The sequence below is a fragment of the Streptococcus sp. 3874 genome (assembly GCF_013276425.1).
In the GTDB taxonomy this organism is placed as follows: Bacteria; Bacillota; Bacilli; order Lactobacillales; family Streptococcaceae; genus Streptococcus; species Streptococcus pseudopneumoniae.
In genome coordinates, this window is sequence record NZ_VMLA01000078.1 from 1 (window position 1) to 16,283 (window position 16,283).

General features: G+C 38.5%; 14 protein-coding genes, 1 other RNA gene and 1 pseudogene. 7 read left to right on the forward strand and 9 right to left on the reverse strand.

The genetic code is table 11. The annotated features are described in order from the left end of the window. From HT703_RS08070 to HT703_RS08085, 4 genes and pseudogenes are all read left to right on the forward strand, one after another. A pseudogene (locus tag HT703_RS08070) lies at positions 1 to 1,133 on the forward strand (IS3 family transposase); the annotation flags it as partial. Positions 1,134 to 1,578: 445 nt separating this feature from the next. Further along, a complete protein-coding gene (locus HT703_RS08075; RefSeq protein ID WP_016397728.1) occupies positions 1,579 to 1,968 on the forward strand; it encodes a lanthionine synthetase LanC family protein in 390 nt (129 codons plus the stop codon). Continuing rightward, a complete protein-coding gene (locus HT703_RS08080; RefSeq protein WP_031233470.1) occupies positions 1,868 to 2,455 on the forward strand; it encodes a lanthionine synthetase LanC family protein in 588 nt (195 codons plus the stop codon). The genes HT703_RS08075 and HT703_RS08080 overlap by 101 nt, the downstream gene beginning before the upstream one ends. A 42-nt stretch (positions 2,456 to 2,497) precedes the next feature. After that, entirely contained in the window at positions 2,498 to 3,730 is a 1,233-nt protein-coding gene (locus HT703_RS08085; protein WP_023935619.1) for an MFS transporter, read from the forward strand. Between the two features lie 118 nt (positions 3,731 to 3,848). Here HT703_RS08085 and cbpJ read toward each other — a convergent pair whose 3' ends face one another. The 8 genes from cbpJ to HT703_RS08125 all read right to left on the reverse strand — a co-directional run bounded on the left by cbpJ (position 3,849) and on the right by HT703_RS08125 (position 11,145). Beyond that, positions 3,849 to 4,847 (reverse strand): choline-binding protein CbpJ, encoded by a 999-nt coding sequence (cbpJ, locus tag HT703_RS08090; protein WP_023934050.1) that lies wholly within the window; start codon positions 4,845 to 4,847, stop codon positions 3,849 to 3,851. A 97-nt stretch (positions 4,848 to 4,944) separates the two neighbouring features. After that, a complete protein-coding gene (locus HT703_RS08095) occupies positions 4,945 to 5,634 on the reverse strand; it encodes a response regulator transcription factor (protein ID WP_000518020.1) in 690 nt (229 codons plus the stop codon). An 11-nt stretch (positions 5,635 to 5,645) separates the two neighbouring features. Next, on the reverse strand, positions 5,646 to 7,070 hold the full coding sequence (gene gndA / locus HT703_RS08100) for an NADP-dependent phosphogluconate dehydrogenase (protein WP_000158778.1): 1,425 nt from the start codon (positions 7,068 to 7,070) through the stop codon (positions 5,646 to 5,648). Positions 7,071 to 7,145: 75 nt separating this feature from the next. Further along, entirely contained in the window at positions 7,146 to 8,552 is a 1,407-nt protein-coding gene (mapZ, locus tag HT703_RS08105) for a mid-cell-anchored protein MapZ (RefSeq protein WP_000039262.1), read from the reverse strand. Positions 8,553 to 8,564: 12 nt separating this feature from the next. Next, positions 8,565 to 9,722, reverse strand: coding sequence for a class I SAM-dependent RNA methyltransferase (locus HT703_RS08110; protein WP_000711366.1), 1,158 nt, complete (start codon positions 9,720 to 9,722; stop codon positions 8,565 to 8,567). Positions 9,723 to 9,805: 83 nt separating this feature from the next. Then, positions 9,806 to 10,186: RNase P RNA component class B (gene rnpB / locus HT703_RS08115), an RNA gene on the reverse strand. Positions 10,187 to 10,206: 20 nt separating this feature from the next. Next, positions 10,207 to 10,548 carry a cell division regulator GpsB gene (gene gpsB / locus HT703_RS08120; RefSeq protein WP_000146532.1) on the reverse strand — a complete coding sequence of 114 codons (342 nt, stop codon included), beginning with the start codon at positions 10,546 to 10,548 and terminating at the stop codon, positions 10,207 to 10,209. Between the two features lie 69 nt (positions 10,549 to 10,617). Next, positions 10,618 to 11,145 (reverse strand): DUF1273 domain-containing protein, encoded by a 528-nt coding sequence (locus tag HT703_RS08125; protein WP_023935618.1) that lies wholly within the window; start codon positions 11,143 to 11,145, stop codon positions 10,618 to 10,620. A 67-nt stretch (positions 11,146 to 11,212) separates the two neighbouring features. On the opposite strand from HT703_RS08125, the gene HT703_RS08130 reads away from it, so the two are divergent. Then, on the forward strand, positions 11,213 to 11,797 hold the full coding sequence (locus HT703_RS08130) for a VanZ family protein (RefSeq protein ID WP_000725526.1): 585 nt from the start codon (positions 11,213 to 11,215) through the stop codon (positions 11,795 to 11,797). 755 nt (positions 11,798 to 12,552) lie between these two features. Here HT703_RS08130 and HT703_RS08135 read toward each other — a convergent pair. Then, complete coding sequence (locus HT703_RS08135; protein ID WP_054392695.1) at positions 12,553 to 12,933, reverse strand: hypothetical protein; 381 nt, start codon at positions 12,931 to 12,933, stop codon at positions 12,553 to 12,555. 427 nt (positions 12,934 to 13,360) lie between these two features. On the opposite strand from HT703_RS08135, the gene recU reads away from it, so the two are divergent. After that, positions 13,361 to 13,957 carry a Holliday junction resolvase RecU gene (gene recU, locus HT703_RS08140; RefSeq protein WP_000248778.1) on the forward strand — a complete coding sequence of 199 codons (597 nt, stop codon included), beginning with the start codon at positions 13,361 to 13,363 and terminating at the stop codon, positions 13,955 to 13,957. Then, a complete protein-coding gene (pbp1a, locus tag HT703_RS08145; protein ID WP_172930027.1) occupies positions 13,954 to 16,149 on the forward strand; it encodes a penicillin-binding protein PBP1A in 2,196 nt (731 codons plus the stop codon). Before recU ends, pbp1a begins: the two co-directional genes overlap by 4 nt. Positions 16,150 to 16,283 lie beyond the last annotated feature (134 nt).

The following is a 16,283-nucleotide window of genomic DNA, read 5'->3' on the forward strand; positions in this document are numbered from 1 at the left end:
GAAGGCTGGACTAAAGATAGAGTTTCTCTTGAATACGGCCTCCCAAGTCGTACGATACTTCTTAATTGGCTAGCACAATACAAGAAAAACGGGTATACTATTGTTGAGAAAACAAGAGGGAGAGTACCTAAAATGGGACGTAAGCCAAAAAAGAGACCTGAAGAGAGGACAGAATTAGAACGTCTTCAAGCAGAAAATGAGTACCTGAGAGCGGAGAATGCCATCCTAAAAAAGTTAAGAGAACTCCGATTGAAGGAGGAAAAAGAGAAAGAAGAAAGACAGAAATTGTTCAAGAATTAATGACTGAGTTTTCGTTAGATCTTCTTTTAAAAGCCATTAAACTAGCTCGTTCGACCTACTACTATCACTTGAAACAGCTAGATAAACTAGATAAGAATCAAGAGCTTAAAGCTGAAATTCAATCCATCTTTATCGAACACAAGGGAAATTATGCTTATCGTCGGATTTATTTAGAACTAAGAAATCGTGGTTATCTAGTAAATCATAAAAGAGTTCAAGGCTTGATGAAAGTACTCAATTTACAAGCTAAAATGCGACAGAAACGAAAATATTCTTCTCATAAAGGAGACGTTGGTAAGAAAGCAGAGAATCTCATTCAACGTCAATTTGAAGGCTCTAAAACAATGGAAAAGTGCTACACAGATGTGACAGAATTTGCCATTCCAGCAAGTTCTCAAAAGCTTTACTTATCACCAGTTTTAGATGGCTTTAATAGTGAAATTATCGCCTATAATCTTTCAACTTCACCCAACTTAGAACAAGTACAAACAATGTTGGAACAGGCATTCACAGAGAAGCACTACGAGAATACGATTCTCCATAGTGACCAAGGCTGGCAATATCAACACGATTCTTATCATCGGTTCCTAGAGAGTAAGGGAATTCAAGCATCCATGTCACGCAAGGGCAACAGCCCAGACAACGGTATGATGGAGTCCTTCTTTGGGATTCTGAAATCGGAAATGTTTTACGGTTATGAGAAGTCGTTTCAGTCGCTTAAGCAATTGGAACAAGCTATTGTAGACTATATTGATTACTACAACAATAAACGAATTAAGGTAAAACTAAAAGGACTTAGTCCTGTGCAGTACAGAACTAAATCCTTTGGATAAATTAATTGTCTAACTTTTGGGGGTCAGTACATATTGAACGGGAAAGTTATGCACTTAATTTGACAATTCAAGATGTAAAAATATATACTAATATTTGACAAGTTGTCCTAAAAATGTTGTTATGTTATGGATTGATCGAATCTAACTAAAGGATCCTATTCAATTACTAGAACTATCACATACTCAAGGTCAGCTCACAGATGAGCAACTATTTTGGTTACAATACCTACTAAATTTAAGTCAAACAAATAATTTAGTCAAAATTAAAAAAATAGAGGAACATAAATATGATTACAAAACGGAATGTAATAGTGTTCTACGATTTTTACTAGATAAAACTGTAAATTCTGAAGGAAGGATTACTTCTTCAACAGAATTTGGAAATTTCGTAAGTAATTTATCATTCCAACACGGAATAGCTGGACTACTGTTTCCTCTAAATAAATTGTACCCCCCAGAACTGGATTCTAAAATACTCTCTATCATCAAGAAGGCAGTGACAATTAGAACGACACACACATATGAATATCAATACTCACTGCTATTTGGTGATGCAGGCTATCTATGGTTACTCCTACATTTATTTTCTATCAGTAAAAATCAATACTATCTACAATTAGCAAACGTCACCGCTAAGAAATTAATAGAGAATTATGATACTCTAGAGGAAATAGACTTTGCATTGGGAAAATCTGGTGTCCTATTACCATTAATAAAATACTATCAATTTACCAATGACAATACTCTTAAAACTTTCATCCACAATAGTATATGGGGAAATTTATCATTATTTCCTACAAAGAGATACAGCCAAAGAAAGCATTTTAGACTATAGCTTTGCTCATGGATATTGTGAAATTGCATATGCTTTATTTGCCTATTCTAAAGTCTTAGAACCTTCTATGTTCTATAATGATCTCCATATATTCCATGCTGAATTAAAAAAATTATTAGAAAAAGTTACTTCTAATACTGAAAATTTAGGAAATTTACAACTTTCTTGGTGCGAAGGAATTTCCGGAATAATCTTATATCTTTGTATGTACGATTGTGACGGAAACAAAGATATTATTAGTAAATATCAAGAATTTGTTTTTAACCATCATCTAAAAATGATGACAGGATATTGCCACGGAATAACTAGCTTACTACAAACCACTGTCTACAATCAAAACAAATTACTGATGAAAAAAATCCAACAGGTAATTTTAGCATGTTCTGAACGAGATGATCACGGTTTACTGATGTTTCAAGGAGATAGTGGTAAAGCAGATTTGTTTGACTTCGGAATAGGAAGCATGGGGTATATTGGTGTCTATTAAATAATAAATTCCCATTCGATGTGCAGACATAAGGAGAAATGTATGAAATTATTTTGGACAAACAACATATATAGACAGTTGCTGCTAAACAGCTGTTTTTCATCATTCGGCGACAGTATTTTCTACCTCGCCATTATCAATTATGTGGCTCAGTACAATTTCGCTCCGCTAGCGATTTTACTGATTTCCATTTCAGAGATGGTTCCCCTACTATCGCAACTCTTTCTCGGGATTCTAGGAGATTTTCAAGAAAATAGAGTCAAACACGCACTCTGGATTGCCAAAATCAAAATCCTGCTCTACGCTATTTTGACAGTATTTCTCGTCTTGTCGCCCTTTTCATTAGTTTCAGTCATTATGATTGTCATCATCAACCTCATCTCTGACACCTTGAGCTACCTGTCTGCCTACATGATGAACGCCCTCTACATCAGTGTAATTAAGGACGACCTGCATGATGCCATGGGGTTTAGGCAGTCTCTGATGAGGGTTGTCCGCATTGTCGCCAATCTGGCTGGCGCATTCCTTATCAATGTTATAAGTATTCAAACTATTTCCCTTATCAACACTCTGACTTTTGTCATTGCCTTTTTGGGCCTGTATGTTATTAGACATACCTTGTATGAGGTTGAAAAAAGGATTGAAATGTCACATACAGCACTGAGTTTTAAGAAATATTTTCAACATCTTAAACAATCGCTGGCTGTGCTCCTGAGGTTAAAAGATACCGTCATACTACTGTTTCTGACGACCAGTATGATTGCCATCTTGGATGTGTCCCCTCGGCTGATTGCCCTCCGCTTCATCCAACAAACACTAGCACAACTAAGCATTGGGCAACTCCTCGCCCTGCTCTCCATCATCATGTCTTGTGGAGCTATCCTTGGCAATATGACCAGCAGTAATCTATTTAAAAATATCCGTTTCACGCACCTCTTGGTTTTCTGTGAGATTTCCCTATTGGCTCTAATAACTAGTATCCTTTATCAAGCCTATATCGTAATTTTCATGACCAGTTTCATCAGTTCTACGATTATAGGCATTCTCAGCCCTCGCCTACAAGCAGCTGTCTTTGCCTATATCCCCAGTGACAAGATGGGGACGGTGGGCTCTGCTCTGAGCACAGTGGACATTCTCGCCCCGTCCCTGCTCTCCCTATTAGCCCTATCCATAGCATCGGGCGTTTCGGTGCAGTTAGCATTGATATTTTTGTATCTTATTTTGATTGCTCTTATCTTTTGTCAATGGTTAGTCAAGTTCAACACTCATAACTAACAAAAAAGCATGTGTAGATTTCACATGCTTTTTAATCTCCCCAATCGTCAGGTCAAGTACAACAAAGTCACTTCTTTGATTAAGCGAGTGTTCTAATATAATTATAAGCACCCTGTCATTACCGAACCCAGTCGCCATTATAATTGACAGAATAGCCGTCTACGGTCGTATTCACTGCCAAAGCACCTGAACCATAGGCATAATACCATTTGCCATTGACCTGGAACCAACCTGTCTTCATACCTCCATTACTTGCATTTAGGTAGTACCAAGTTGAACCATCTTGATACCAACCAGTTGCCATTGCTCCTGAGGAACGGAGATAGTACCATTTGTTCCCAAGGTTTTGCCAACCTGTTTTCATATCGCCATTTGGCTGGTCTAAATAATACCAAGTGGTACCTTCCTGATACCAGCCAGTGGCCATTGCTCCTGAGGAACGGAGGTAGTACCACTTATTACCTAGATATTGCCAACCTGTTTGCATAATACCAGTTGTTGGATCTAAATAGTACCAAGTCGAATCATCGTTTATCCACCCCGCACGTCTTTCACCACCAAGGTAGTTTTCTCCATTAATTTCCGTCTTAGCTAGATAATACCAGTTAGACTGATCATAAAGCCAACCTGTCTCTAAAGAATGATTTTGATTAAAGTAATAGTTCGTATAATAACGCTTCTCTTCTTTATCTTCTGAATCTTCACGTTTTTCCCCGTACTTTCTTCCAACACTGTCTTTAGTTTTAATCTCTAATGTTTTCCAACCAACAAACTCTTGTAGCACTCCATTTTTATCGAAGTAGTACCACTCTGACTTTGGAAAACCTTCTAATCTGATACCATTTGGGTAAGGACCAATTGTACTACCTTTAGATGGAAACGGGATATATTGCCAGCCGACAACCATCTCTCCAGATAGAGAATCAAAATAATAGTACTTACCATCAATCACTCGCCAGTAGGTTTCTTTGAGGTCCCCCTTTTTGTAGTAGGTTCTTCCGTTTTCTTGGACAAACTGCCATCCTTCAGAATCATCTGCAAATACTGTACTGGTCCCTAGCAAACCAAAGAAAAATACTGTCAGTCCAACTTGCATAGTTTTTTTCAAAATTTTCATCTATATACCCTCCTAAAACGATTGTAGCAAAGACCCGACTGCATGTCAATATATAAAAACTCCTCAAAAAAGCAGTTACACAACTGCAACTACTTTTCTATTCTTGCATGGTGTAACCAACACCACGCACGGTTTTAATGTAGCTTTTTTGGCCTTTAACATCAAGCTTGCTACGTAGATAACGGATATAGACATCTACGATATTTGTCTCGGTCCCACTTTCATACTTCCAGACACTTTCCAACAACTGCTCACGAGTCAGAACTTTCTTGCTTCCCATAAGTGTCGCCAAAAGGTCATACTCACGGCGAGTCAGAGCAATCATCTCTTCACCACGATAAACCGTGTGATGTTCAACATCTATCCTAAGATTGCGGTAGGTCCTTGGAACTTTCATCAGACTGCAGTGTTGATCAATGAAGTCCCGACCTCGGAAGATCGCCGAAATACGCGCTACCAGATTTTCGATAAGGACTGGCTTATAGATGTATGAAACTGCAAAACGCTGAACAACTTCCAGCTCTTCTTGCAAGTCTTCCCAATGATCTAAAATCATGATGACTGAGGCTGGCTTAGTTCGACTCAGCTTATCTGCAAAATCCTGGGCTGTCATATCCCCCAGATGAGCATTCAATAAAATCAAGTCATAGTCTGTCTGAAGAGCCATGGAGAAGGCTTTTTGCCCCTCCTCAACCTGATCAACTCGGTATTGCTCTTTTTGGAGTTCCAAACTTAAAAAATGAGCTAGATTTCGTTCTTTCTCAAGTAATAAAATCCGTTTCCCCATGGCAGACCTACTTATTTTTCGTCATACCAAGAGTAGTGGAAGGTTCCTTCTTTGTCTTTACGTTGGTAAGTGTGGGCACCAAAGTAATCACGTTGCGCTTGGATCAAGTTAGCTGGAAGGTCAGCTGAACGGTAGCTATCAAAGTAAGTAATAGCTGCTGAGAAAGTTGGGACTGGTACACCAGCTTGAACAGCAAGAGCTACGATGTCACGCACTGCTTGTTGGTACTTAGCAGTAACATCCAAGAAGTACTCATCCAAAAGAAGGTTGGCAAGGTCTGCATCACGGTTGTAAGCATCTGTAATCTTTTGCAAGAAACGAGAACGGATGATACAGCCATCACGCCAGATAGAGGCGATGTCTGCAAATGGCAAGTTCCAGTTGTTTTCTTTAGAAGCTACACGCAATTGCGCAAAACCTTGTGCATATGAAATGATTTTTGAGAAGTAAAGGGCTTGACGGATTTTTTCAATCAATTCAGCCTTGTCTCCTTCAAACTTGAAGGCAGCTGGTTTTGGAAGCACCTTGCTAGCATGTACACGTTCTTCTTTGTAAGTTGAAATGTAGCGTGCAAACACTGACTCAGTAATCAGTGACAATGGTACACCAAGGTCAAGAGATGATTGGCTAGTCCATTTACCAGTTCCCTTGTTACCTGCAGCATCAAGGATGTAGTCTACGATTGGTCCATCTTGGCCTTCATCGTCTTTACGGCTCAAGATATCAGCTGTGATTTCGATCAAGTAGCTGTCCAATTCACCCTTGTTCCACTCAGTAAAGATTTCAGCCATGTCTTCTGCAGAAAGGCCAAGCAAGTGTTGCATCAAGTCATAGCTTTCTGCGATCAATTGCATATCCCCATACTCGATACCGTTGTGAACCATTTTCACATAGTGACCAGCTCCATCAGGACCGATGTAAGTCACACATGGTTTGCCATCTTCTGGTGCTTTAGCTGAAATTTCTTCAAGAACATCTGCAACCAATTCGTAGGCTTCTTTTTGTCCACCAGGCATGATAGACGGCCCTTCAAGGGCACCTTTTTCACCACCAGAAACCCCAGTACCGATAAAGTTGATACCTGAGTTTGCCAATTCTTCATTACGACGGATGGTGTCTTTGTAGAAAGTGTTTCCGCCGTCAATCAAGATATCACCTTTGTCAAGGTGTGGAAGAAGGGCTTGGATAGTAGCATCTGTACCAGGTCCAGCTTGAACCATCAGCATGATACGGCGAGGTTTTTCGATTGAGTTTACAAAACTTTCAACGTCATAGCTTGGTACAAAGTTCTTTTCAGGATGGCAAGCAATCACATCTTCCGTTTTTTCTTTACTACGGTTGTAAATAGCAACTGTGTAACCACGAGATTCAATATTAAGGGCAAGGTTACGACCCATTACGGCCATACCTACGACACCAAAGTTAGCTTTTGTCATTTGACACTCCTCTTGTTTCATTTATTTTATTTTATCATTTTTACTTTTGAAAAGAAAGAATTTTGTAACGACTGCTTAGTAGTCCAAGTCATCTGCATGACCAGCGCCATTTCCGACAAAGTAGCCTGTCTTACAGTTAAGGGTAAAGAGATAGGTTCCATCTGGCTTGTAGAGGTTGTAATAACCATTGCCGTTAACGATATTGACACGTTCAAGGATATATTGGTCTCCAGTGATATAGCCACGTGATCGTGAAGTCGCTAGAATTTGTTCCAAGACACCATCCGCAAAATCCCAGGCAGAGTTGTTACTATCATCAATAGCAGACTGGTTATAGGCAACACGACTGGCACTTCTTTGAACAGCAACACCCGCACTTGATACGCCCATATTGACTTTGCTACGAGAACTTCTAGTCTCATTTGAGGCAGCATTTGAACTACTTGGGCTTGTCTCACTAGTCGTATTTGAGCTTGTTTGACTAGTGCTTGAGCTACTAGTTTCACTTGAACTTGAGCTAGAAGTACTTGTTTGCTGGCTCTTACCAAGGCTGATAGCCTTATCTAGCACTTTATCAAGCTCCGTATTTCCAGTTTTAATATCCGTAAATTTAGCATCCGATTTGGCTTTGGCATTGGTATCCAACACACCGTCCACAATAGCTGGTTTCTCAAATTGAGCATTGACATCTTGAATGGCCTTGATTTGCGTTGCTAGACTATCATACTTAGATTTGGCTAGCGTATGTTCACGACTACCTTCCAGTTTATCAAGCAAGGTTTTGAGTTGACTCAGTTTATCAAACTGGCTATTTTTCAAAGCCGTTTTATTACTATCTGTGTAGAAGGCGTCATAAAGTGTATTAAAATCATCCACATCTGATTGATTGGCTGTAGTTGATTGAGAAGTTTCAATTTCCTTGGTCGAGCGATTCACTTGACGATAGACATAATAAGCACTGACACAGATAATCACTGATACAAGCGCCAAAGCGGTCAAAACAAAGCCTTTTTTACTTTTCTTTTCTGAGTCCTCTTGATCCAGACGAGAAAGGTTTTGCTCCTCTTCCACTTCTTCAGTCATTTCTGTTGGAGTTTCATCCTCTAGCAATAGAGGATCCAAGCCTTGCTCCTCATCGTCCAAAGGCAAGGGTGGTAAGATGTCTTCAGAAGATGGAACTTCCTCCGAAGAAGCTTCTGACTCCTCTACAGCCTCACGCATCTCTTGAATTAAATCATCCAGACTATGAGTTTCAACTAACTCCTCTTTTTTGTATTGGCGAGTCGCAAACTTATCTGCTTCGATTTCATCTTTGTGTTGTTTAACATACTTGTCCAAAATGGAATCCTCAGGCAAGACTCCTGCTTCCACTTCTTCATTTTTACGAATAGCTTGACCAACTGTTAGCTCTTTTGCTTCATCAAAATCAAATTGCGGTTCTTGACCTTCTTTTTTATGACGATTTCGTCTTTTTTTACTCATGAGTATCCCTTTCTATTTTACCTCTTGCCGTTTGACACGCTGACCAAAATATTGATACAGATCCACTTTCAAGGTTCCGTTGTATAACTTACGCTTCTTATCTGCTTGGCTACCATACTTGCTTTCAAAGGCTTCATCACTAGTCAAGATAAATTTGCTCCAAGTTTTCAGTGGTGCAAATACTTGACCCATCTCAGCATAAAGCTTGGTCACCCCTGCATCATCTGATAAACGCTCCCCGTAAGGCGGATTGGAGATGATTACACCATTGATTTTATCGGAACGCAAATCCTGCACGCGCATCTGCTTAAAAGTAATGTCTCCTACAACACCCGCTGCCTGAGCATTGGCCTTAGCAATTTCCACCATGCGAGCATCAATATCACAGCCCATAATATCCAGTTCCAGCTCACGGTCTACTTTTTTAGCCGCTTCTGTACGCACTTCTTGAATCAAGCGATCACTAATCCAGTTCCATTCCTCAAAGGCAAAAGAGCGACGAAGTCCTGGTGCCATCTTTCGAGCAATCATAACTGCCTCAATACAGAAAGTCCCCGAACCACAGGTCGGATCAATCAAAGGCTTGTCTGGATACCAGTTAGAGAGTTGCAAAATAGCTGCTGCCATATTTTCCTTGATAGGAGCCCCACCCTTTTCCGTACGATAGGCACGTTTAAAGAGACTGGATCCTGTCGTATCAATCATGACAGTTGCCACATCTTTGAGAATAGAGACCTCAATCTTAAACTCTGGGCCATTCTCCATCAGAGGAACACCTTCTGGGCGAGCATAGTGTTTCTGCAATTTCTTGACAACAGCTTTCTTAGAAATAGCCTGAACACTGGGCTCATTGTGAAGTTTAGATTTAACACATTTGGCTTTTGAAATCGGGAACCGAGCTCCAAGTGGTAAATAATTTTCCCAATCTAGGGCGAAAACTCCCTGAAACAGCTCTTCAAAAGTCTTAGCTGGGAACGTTCCTACGATAATTTTGATACGATCTGCTGCCCGAAGCCAGAGGTTGGTTTCGATAATAGCTCTCACGTCTCCTTGAAAACGAACACGACCATTTTCAACCTGACAATCGTAGCCCAACTCTCGCACTTCTCGTCCTACAACAGCTTCAAGTCCTGCTGCCGCAGTTGCAATTAAATTAAATTCTTTTTTCATGTTACAGTCTTGTAAGACCTTTCTTTTGTTCACTTTAAAAAATGAGGTTGAGAAAATTTCTCAGCCCCAACCTATATGCAATTTTCTATAAGCCATGTTTTGTTCCAGAAGTGACTAGGACCACTTCCTTCGATAATCATCTGTCTACCACTAACAGCTCCAGCTGATAGCAGTCAGAATACTACGTTCGTTTCCGTGTACTCCATGCCCCGACCAAAATTTGGGTTGCTAGCTTGAGGGGTTTACCGCGTTCCACTCTCTCCGTTTCCAGAAAGACTCCGTCACTGTGGCACTTTCAAGCCTACTCTGACCTATCAAAAGACTTAGCCATTTCAACTGCCGTAACGATTTCTCGTCCCTAGGCTTATGGTTTCGCCTAGCACAAACACTACAGGCATCACAGCCTGTGCTAGCATGGACTTTCCTCATGAGAAGCAATTCTCCTCACGCGATTATCCAAAAATTGCATGTAACAAGACCTGAATTACAAATCAGTATTGTCTAAAATTTGTTTACCGAATACTTCTTTTTCAAGACGATTCAAGCGTTTCAAAATATCAAAATTCGTCATAGAAGATGAAGCAGCCACATCAATTGGATCTGGGTGACTAGGACTTGGAGCCGAGCTCACTTGCGGTTTACGAGTTAATTCTTCCTTCAAATCCGCAATCTCCTGACGAAGTGACTTGACCAAGGCAGCATAGGTTTCATAGTCCTTGATGACATCGTCTAAAAACTCATCAACTTCTACCTTACTATAGCCACGGACTTCACGCCCAAACTCTTGTTCAAAAATATCTTTTGCTGAAAAAATAATACTTGCCATGTCTCTCTCCATTCTCGATTGCTAGTATTATTATATAAAAAAAGGCAAACAAAAATCAAGGTCAAAGCTTCAATTTTCGGAAAAATTTTCAGCAAGTTCATTTAATTGATCAAATGTTAATCTCTTTATAAAATAGTCCTCTTGATTTTTCATCTTTTGGTAAAAATAAGCTAATTTCGTTTCATTTTCTTCATCATAAAAAAGATAGGAGCTATTCGTATTTTCCAGTAAAAACTGCTGATAATCTCTTAACTGCCCCTTGTGTTCATAGCGAGAATAAGCATATTTGACAAAGTCTACCTGCTTAAAACGGCTCAGTTTCATCTGATTGGCTTCATTCCAATTTTCCCCATGGGTTTCAAAAGCAAAAATGGTGGCCAACTGAAAACCATATTCGGTTTTCATCTCCTGCGCAACCTCTAGAACCCAATATTCAAAGCCTAAAGTCCCTGTAAATACAAGCCAAGACACCCCATCTGCTGCCATAGCCTCTAAATCTTTACGTATCGCTTTTTTAATCAATTTAAGACGAGGATCCTTGTCAGAAAACAAACCCAAATCAAAAGCAGAATAGCCTAAAACCAAAGCTGTAGCCATTTTTAACCCTTTCTGTGCAAATTTATGATATAATATGGTATATAAATGAAATTTAGGAGATTATAAAATGAAAAAAATATATATACTTGATTTTTTAAATTTAGCTATTTCCTTCCTAATTTGTAGATGGTTTTTTATGGAATACCTTTACTTCCAATTCATCTCTATCTTTAGTTTTCCTACCGGTGGCTCTGATTTCTGGAGACCTCTATTCATCATTCTAATTCTAACATTGTTTTTATTCACTTTCCTAAGATCTAGCTATACGCACAGACTTGATACTAGATTGATAAGAATATCTTATTTTCTTTACTGTTTAATTCTTGTTTATTCGCTACTTTTTAAAAATTTAGGTATTCAGGGAGTTAACTTTAATCTCGTTGAGTTTATCAAAGATTCACTTTTAATTGATTCAACAATTCCTCTTTTAAATATTGTAATTTTTATCCCAATAGGAGGATTATTTAAATTTAATTTTAAAACAGTCATGCGTTTTATCTTTTTCATAACAATAATAGAAACCTCACAATATGTATTTCATCTCGGATTCTTTGATATAGGAGATATATTTACAAACACAATAGGTTTTATAATTGGAAGCAATATCCATGATAGCAGATTAGGAAAAAAGATAATTCATTACATAAAATAAAACTACAAATCTTAGATATTCTATTTACATTCCTTTAAAATCAGAAAGAGCATCATTTTTTATAATATGTACTAATGATAGGCATTTGTTTAAAGTATATATTTAAATTCCGATGTTTATTACGCAAACTGTCAACAAAACATGTAAACTTTGATTTTAAAGAAGGCCAGGTGAAAACTCATAGTAAACAGAAAACAAAAGAACTAAGCACAGTTTGAATAGTATCCTTTTTCGAGGTTGTAGATAATACTGACAAAATCAGTAACAAATCTATGAAAATATCTACTACCTATATTGCTTTTTAATTTTATAAAAGCATCAATTTTAAGAGAAAACAAATATTTCAATAATAAACCGTATATGATCAAAGATTTTAAAATCGTGATAATATACGGTTTTCTGATTGTAAAGATTTTTTACCAAACTTATTTTTAATTGATAATAATTCACTTATTATTACCAAATTCTCTTTAAAAGTATGTTTTAAAATAACTTATATCTATTCAATCTTTATAATCCATCACAAAATACTTTTCTACATCAAAACTCACAAAGAAACTATAGTAAATTGAAATAAGATGAGGATAAATCATTTGAGGCATTCAAATTAATTTCTAACAATGCTTTAGAAATTATGTTGTACTATTCTAGTTTCATTTTACTATAAAAACCAATTGATATGATTAGTAAGGAAGAGTATTAAACTAAAAAATTATAAAATAGTTAATAAAAGACTTATCCAAATAAATACTCAATTAATAAGCCACACTACCTGAAATATTATATAAACCTCTATCCTCAGTATTGAAATATAATCCATAAGTACCTGAATTTAGATCAACACTAATTGTTCCACTAGTTTTTCCATAATAAACAGATGATGCATATATTTTACCACCAATCCATGAACGACTCACAACAGAAACTCTAAACCCTACGTTCCCACTCCCAGGTCTAGGAGTTTGGTTATGATTAACAGTATAGGTTCTTCTACGGTTAGTGTACCAAGCTTGTATTGAATATTTACCTCTTATTCCCTGTCCATTATAAGTAATCGCAGTTGCTGCATGCACTACATTTGCTATCAACAGAATCCATAAAAAGCCAATAGATAGTATCCGAATAATGTCTTTCATAGAGATTCCTTCAAAATATATAAGTATGGAGATAATTTCAATCCCAAGTTTAATCAGTCTGTAGTTAATTACTAGAAGAATGTTCCGAATCAATAAAACAATAAAGCTAAAATCAAGCCTATATAATTACGACTCTAGATTATATCTTGTTTGTAAAGCGCTTTCGACATCATTATATAACATTTATAAAATTAAATCAAATGATATTTATATTTTTTATACTACGTTGTGATTCGAATGTGATAATGTCTTTAGTAAATCGAACGTGAAAATATCCCATTTGGTAGAATAGTCATATGAAAAGGATCCAACTGAATATGAATGAAGCGAAAAAATATCTTGTGATAAAAGCTATAGTCATTTTTAACCCTTTCTGTGCAAATTTATGGTATAATAAAGTGATATTATTGCACCAATAAGGAGAATTATGGTCAACTATCCACATAAACTTTCATCACAAAAAAGACAAACATCTCTTTCTCAACCCAAAAATTTCGCAAATCGAGGAATGTCTTTTGAAAAGATGATCAATGCTACCAACGACTACTATTTGTCTCAGGGCTTGGCTGTTATACACAAGAAACCAACCCCTATTCAAATCGTACGAGTGGACTATCCACAACGAAGTCGTGCCAAGATTGTTGAAGCCTATTTTCGACAAGCTTCAACGACGGACTATTCTGGCGTTTATAATGGATATTACATCGACTTTGAAGCCAAGGAAACAAAACAAAAACGTGCGATTCCGATGAAAAATTTTCATCCACATCAGATTCAGCATATGGAACAAGTCCTTGCCCAACAAGGAATCTGCTTTGTCCTTCTTCACTTTTCTTCTCAGCAAGAAACCTACTTATTGCCGGCATTCGATTTGATTCGCTTCTATCATCAAGATAAGGGACAAAAATCAATGCCACTTGGATATATTCGAGAATATGGATATGAAATCAAGGCTAGTGCCTTCCCTCAAATTCCTTATCTCAATGTTATCAAAGAATATTTATTAGGTGGTAAAACAAGATGAACAAACCAACGATTCTGCGCCTAATCAAGTATCTGGGCATTAGCTTCTTAAGCTTGGTTATCGCAACCATCGTCTTAGGCGGAGGAGTTTTTTTCTACTACGTTAGCAAGGCTCCTACCCTATCCGAGAGTAAACTAGTTGCAACAACTTCTAGTAAAATCTACGACAATAAAAATCAACTCATTGCCGACTTGGGTTCTGAACGCCGCGTCAATGCCCAAGCTAATGATATTCCCACAGATTTGGTTAAGGCAATCGTTTCTATCGAAGACCATCGCTTCTTCGACCACAGGGGGATTGATACCATCCGTATCCTGGGAGCTTTCTTGCGCAATCTGCAAAGCAATTCCCTCCAAGGTGGATCAACTCTCACCCAACAGTTGATTAAGTTGACTTACTTTTCAACCTCGACTTCCGACCAGACTATTTCTCGTAAGGCTCAGGAAGCTTGGTTAGCGATTCAGTTAGAACAAAAAGCAACCAAGCAAGAAATCTTGACCTACTATATAAATAAGGTCTACATGTCTAATGGCAACTATGGAATGCAGACAGCCGCTCAAAACTACTATGGTAAAGACCTCAATAATTTAAGTTTACCTCAGTTAGCCTTGCTGGCTGGAATGCCTCAGGCACCAAACCAATATGACCCCTATTCACATCCAGAAGCAGCCCAAAACCGCCGAAACTTGGTCTTATCTGAAATGAAAAATCAAGGCTACATCTCTGCTGAACAGTATGAGAAAGCAGTCAACACATCAATTACTGATGGACTACAAAGTCTCAAATCAGCAAGTAATTACCCTGCTTACATGGATAATTACCTCAAGGAAGTCATCAATCAAGTTGAAGAAGAAACAGGCTATAACCTGCTCACAACTGGGATGGATGTCTACACAAATGTAGACCAAGAAGCTCAAAAACATCTGTGGGATATTTACAATACAGACGAATACGTTGCCTATCCAGACGATGAATTGCAAGTCGCTTCTACCATTGTCGATGTTTCTAACGGTAAAGTCATTGCCCAGCTAGGAGCACGACATCAGTCAAGTAATGTTTCCTTCGGAATTAACCAAGCAGTGGAAACAAACCGCGACTGGGGATCAACTATGAAACCGATCACAGACTATGCTCCTGCCTTGGAGTACGGTGTCTACGATTCAACTGCTACTATCGTTCACGATGAGCCCTATAACTATCCTGGGACAGATACCCCTGTCTATAACTGGGATAGGGGCTACTTTGGCAACATCACCTTGCAATACGCCCTGCAACAATCGCGAAACGTCCCAGCCGTGGAAACGCTAAACAAGGTCGGACTCAACCGCGCCAAGACTTTCCTAAATGGTCTCGGAATCGACTACCCAAGTCTTCACTACTCAAATGCCATTTCAAGTAACACAACCGAATCAGACAAAAAATATGGAGCAAGTAGTGAAAAGATGGCTGCTGCTTACGCTGCCTTTGCAAATGGTGGAACTTACTATAAGCCAATGTATATCCATAAAGTCGTCTTTAGTGATGGGAGTGAAAAAGAGCTCTCTAATGTCGGAACTCGTGCCATGAAGGAAACGACAGCCTATATGATGACCGACATGATGAAAACAGTCTTGACTTATGGAACTGGACGAAATGCCTATCTTGCTTGGCTCCCTCAGGCTGGTAAAACAGGAACCTCTAACTATACAGACGAGGAAATTGAAAACCACATCAAGACCTCTCAGTTTGTAGCACCTGATGAACTATTTGCTGGCTATACGCGTAAATATTCAATGGCTGTATGGACAGGCTATTCTAACCGTCTGACACCACTTGTAGGCAATGGCCTTACGGTCGCTGCCAAAGTTTACCGCTCTATGATGACCTACCTGTCTGAAGGAAGCAATCCAGAGGATTGGAATATACCAGATGGTATCTATCGAAATGGGCAGTTTGTTTTCCAAAATGGAGCAAGACCGACTTGGACTGAAACAACATCCCAATCATCTTCAACCGAAAACTCCTCAACAAGTACAGAAGGCTCTACTAGCCTAGCACCAACTACAAGTCCTGATGCTAGTAATAATAGTCAAAATCAAGCACCAGCCACAAGTCCTGATGCTAGTACCAATGGTCAAAACCAAGCGCCAAATACACCCGGAGCCAATCAAACTCCAGCTCCACAGACCCCTCAACAACAACCACAACAGTAAACGAAAAATCCTGAGAACTCTAAACTCAGGATTTTGTCATTTTCAAAATGAAATACAGAGGTCAAGTACATTTTCCCATAATAAAACGCATACGACCAAGGCTTTTCTGTACTGACCCCAAAAGTTAGACAATT

What these genes read in the sequence shown, in the direction of transcription:
- gpsB (WP_000146532.1), bottom strand. Translation starts at nt 10,548, where the DNA reads ATGGCAAGTATTATTTTTTCAGCAAAAGATATTTTTGAACAAGAGTTT.
- HT703_RS08135 (WP_054392695.1), bottom strand. Translation starts at nt 12,933, where the DNA reads ATGAAAGACATTATTCGGATACTATCTATTGGCTTTTTATGGATTCTG.
- HT703_RS08125 (WP_023935618.1), bottom strand. Translation starts at nt 11,145, where the DNA reads ATGGCTACAGCTTTGGTTTTAGGCTATTCTGCTTTTGATTTGGGTTTG.
- cbpJ (WP_023934050.1), bottom strand. Translation starts at nt 4,847, where the DNA reads ATGAAAATTTTGAAAAAAACTATGCAAGTTGGACTGACAGTATTTTTC.
- pbp1a (WP_172930027.1), top strand. Translation starts at nt 13,954, where the DNA reads ATGAACAAACCAACGATTCTGCGCCTAATCAAGTATCTGGGCATTAGC.
- HT703_RS08130 (WP_000725526.1), top strand. Translation starts at nt 11,213, where the DNA reads ATGAAAAAAATATATATACTTGATTTTTTAAATTTAGCTATTTCCTTC.
- mapZ (WP_000039262.1), bottom strand. Translation starts at nt 8,552, where the DNA reads ATGAGTAAAAAAAGACGAAATCGTCATAAAAAAGAAGGTCAAGAACCG.
- recU (WP_000248778.1), top strand. Translation starts at nt 13,361, where the DNA reads ATGGTCAACTATCCACATAAACTTTCATCACAAAAAAGACAAACATCT.
- HT703_RS08085 (WP_023935619.1), top strand. Translation starts at nt 2,498, where the DNA reads ATGAAATTATTTTGGACAAACAACATATATAGACAGTTGCTGCTAAAC.
- HT703_RS08080 (WP_031233470.1), top strand. Translation starts at nt 1,868, where the DNA reads ATGACAATACTCTTAAAACTTTCATCCACAATAGTATATGGGGAAATT.
- gndA (WP_000158778.1), bottom strand. Translation starts at nt 7,070, where the DNA reads ATGACAAAAGCTAACTTTGGTGTCGTAGGTATGGCCGTAATGGGTCGT.
- HT703_RS08110 (WP_000711366.1), bottom strand. Translation starts at nt 9,722, where the DNA reads ATGAAAAAAGAATTTAATTTAATTGCAACTGCGGCAGCAGGACTTGAA.
- HT703_RS08095 (WP_000518020.1), bottom strand. Translation starts at nt 5,634, where the DNA reads ATGGGGAAACGGATTTTATTACTTGAGAAAGAACGAAATCTAGCTCAT.